Source organism: Caldimonas taiwanensis NBRC 104434, assembly GCF_001592165.1.
Classification (GTDB): domain Bacteria; phylum Pseudomonadota; class Gammaproteobacteria; order Burkholderiales; family Burkholderiaceae_C; genus Caldimonas; species Caldimonas manganoxidans.
In genome coordinates, this window is record NZ_BCWK01000053.1 from 1 (window position 1) to 2,351 (window position 2,351).

The window sequence follows — 2,351 nt, forward strand, 5'->3', positions numbered from 1 at the left end:
TCCCGACCCCTCGCTACCGTGGCCCGCTGGCACGCCTGCAGCCCGAGCCGATGGACGTGGAAGCCGTCAAGCGCCAAGGCTGGCGCGAGCAGCGCCTGCTCGTCGTCGGCCTGGACGATGAGCGGCTTCACTGGACGGAGCGCGAGATGATCCGCCGCATCGGCGAGCGGCTCTATGGACAACGGGATGGAGACCGGGAGGCACGCCATGGCTGAGTGGACCGTCGAGCGTGTGGCCGAACGCTTCCGGGAGGCGGCCATCACCGCCCACCGCTTGCCGTCCGTGCGCGTGCAGGGCTACTTCAACACCTGGCCCGCGATCCGGCGCATGCCGTGGGAGACGCTTGGCGCCGAGGCCCCGATCCGGCGCTTCCCGCCCAGTCCCGAGGCCATCGAGCGCATGCTCGAAGCCATGCGCTGGGTGCAGTGGCTGGAGGAAGAGGAACGGCACCTCGTGTGGATGCGCGCCGACCGCCACCGCTGGCGCGACATCTGCGCGCGCTTGGGCTGCGACCGCACCACGGCCTGGCGGAGGTGGCAGCGGGCGTTGCAGACCGTGGCTGACACCCTCAACGGCAAGCGAGAAGCAGACCGCCTGCCCAGCCGTTTGCTTGACAAGACGGGGCTGCAGGGGTCCAATAACCGTTATCAACAGTTAATAACAGTTATGGCTCGAGAGGAGTCACCGCGTGAAGCCAAGGATCACTGTAATCACCATCGGTGTTGATGACCTTGAGAGGTCGCTGCGCTTCTACCGGGACGGCCTCGGGTTCGCAACGGAAGGCATCATCGGCAAGGAGTTTGAGTATGGAGCCGTGGTGTTCATCGACCTCCAAGTGGGCTTACGGCTGGCGTTGTGGCCGCGCAAGAGCATCGCGCATGATTCCGGTCTTTCCGTAGGCGCGGCGAGTCCAACGGAGTTCACGTTGGGGCACAACGTGAACTCAAAGTCCGAAGTAGACGCTGTGATGAACCAGGCACGTTGCGCGGGCGCTGTCGTTGTGAAGCCAGCCGCGGACACTTTCTGGGGTGGCTACGCCGGCTACTTTCAGGACCCGGACGGCCATCTGTGGGAGGTTGTGTGGAATCCGCAGTGGACCGCACCGGATTGAGGCATAACAACAGCATGCGGCGGACGGCGCTGCGTGCCGCCGCTGATGCTGAGCGTTAGGAGCCATTCCCATGCCGACGAGTGTCGCCCTCAGCCCCCATTTCGAGGCCTTCATCAAGGAGCAGATCGCCTCGGGTCGCTACAACAACGCCAGCGAGGTGGTTCGCGCCGGACTGCGCTTGCTGGAAGAGCAAGCCCAGCGTCACGCCCTGCAGCTGGAAGAACTGCGCGCGGCCATCACGGCCGGCCGATCCAGTGGTCCGGAGCAGCCGGCCGAAGAGGTCTTTGACCGACTGGAGACGAAGTACCGGGATCAGTCGAAGCGCCGCACGAAATGACCCGGCTCGTCATCACCCCGCTGGCCGCAAGCGACATCGAGGAAATCGGCGACTACATCGCCCAGGACAATCCGAGCCGAGCCGTCAGCTTCGTGGCAGAACTTCGCATGCAATGCAGCAAGATCGCCGCGGCGCCCCAGGCGTACCGGCTGCGCCCCGAACTCGGCGAAGGCATTCGGTCCTTCGCCCACGGCAACTACGTGATCTTCTTCTGCGCGTCCGACGATGAAGTGAGCATCGTGTGCGTCCTGCACGGCGCACGCGATATCGGCGCCCAGTTTGGTGGCTGACGGCGGCTTGGTGAGCGTATCGGCGGGTTGCAGAACCTCTGATGGCTATGAGAAAGCGCAAAGGGCAGATCTTGCGGGAGGTCCATGAGATGGCCTCGGACCTGAACCGGATCGGTCTGATCGACAAGCGCCGTATGCGTGAGTTCGATGCTTTGTGCCACCTCAACGTTCAGGAGATGCCGCCACAAAAGATCAAGTCGCTGCGTGAGCAGGCCCACATCAGCCAAGCGGTGTTCGCTGCCGTGCTCAACACCAGCATCTCGACCGTCCAGAAGTGGGAGATCGGCGACAAGAAACCCAGCGGCCCTTCGCTCAAACTGCTCAACCTCATCGAGCGCAAAGGGCTGGAGGCGGTGCTCTGAAGGGGCAGCCCCTCCAAACCCATGCGCAACGTTGATGAACGCAGGGCGCACTGACCGACAGTTTCGGATTGGATGCGAATCCGGGGGCGTTCAGCGGTGCAACAAAGCAGGCCGATCAGGGGTAGTATCTCGGCTAACCTCTGGACAGCGGTGACGCCCGACGAAGCCGCCCAAGCATCAACGGGTCCTTCCTGCCGAAATCGCGATGCGGGGGGCGCGAGCGCGGCGCTTCGCCACCGTCAGGATGCAAA

At 64.0% G+C, this 2,351-nt stretch carries 5 protein-coding genes and 1 pseudogene; all 6 read left to right on the forward strand.

The genetic code is table 11. The features are described from left to right. Positions 1-215: hypothetical protein (locus CTA01S_RS16780; protein ID WP_062196825.1), on the forward strand; the 215-nt coding region annotated here is incomplete at its 5' end. Further along, positions 208-576 (forward strand): annotated as a pseudogene (locus tag CTA01S_RS15885) (DUF6362 family protein); the annotation flags it as partial. The gene CTA01S_RS16780 and the pseudogene CTA01S_RS15885, both read left to right, overlap by 8 nt. 112 nt (positions 577-688) lie before the next feature. After that, positions 689-1,111: a VOC family protein gene (locus tag CTA01S_RS15890; protein ID WP_062196826.1), complete on the forward strand. Its 423-nt coding sequence runs from the start codon at positions 689-691 to the stop codon at positions 1,109-1,111. Between the two features lie 70 nt (positions 1,112-1,181). Next, positions 1,182-1,448 (forward strand): type II toxin-antitoxin system ParD family antitoxin, encoded by a 267-nt coding sequence (locus CTA01S_RS15895; RefSeq protein ID WP_062196827.1) that lies wholly within the window; start codon positions 1,182-1,184, stop codon positions 1,446-1,448. Further along, positions 1,445-1,738: a type II toxin-antitoxin system RelE/ParE family toxin gene (locus CTA01S_RS15900; RefSeq protein ID WP_062196828.1), complete on the forward strand. Its 294-nt coding sequence runs from the start codon at positions 1,445-1,447 to the stop codon at positions 1,736-1,738. Before CTA01S_RS15895 ends, CTA01S_RS15900 begins: the two co-directional genes overlap by 4 nt. A 41-nt stretch (positions 1,739-1,779) precedes the next feature. Continuing rightward, positions 1,780-2,100, forward strand: coding sequence for a helix-turn-helix domain-containing protein (locus tag CTA01S_RS15905; RefSeq protein ID WP_062196829.1), 321 nt, complete (start codon positions 1,780-1,782; stop codon positions 2,098-2,100). Positions 2,101-2,351 lie beyond the last annotated feature (251 nt).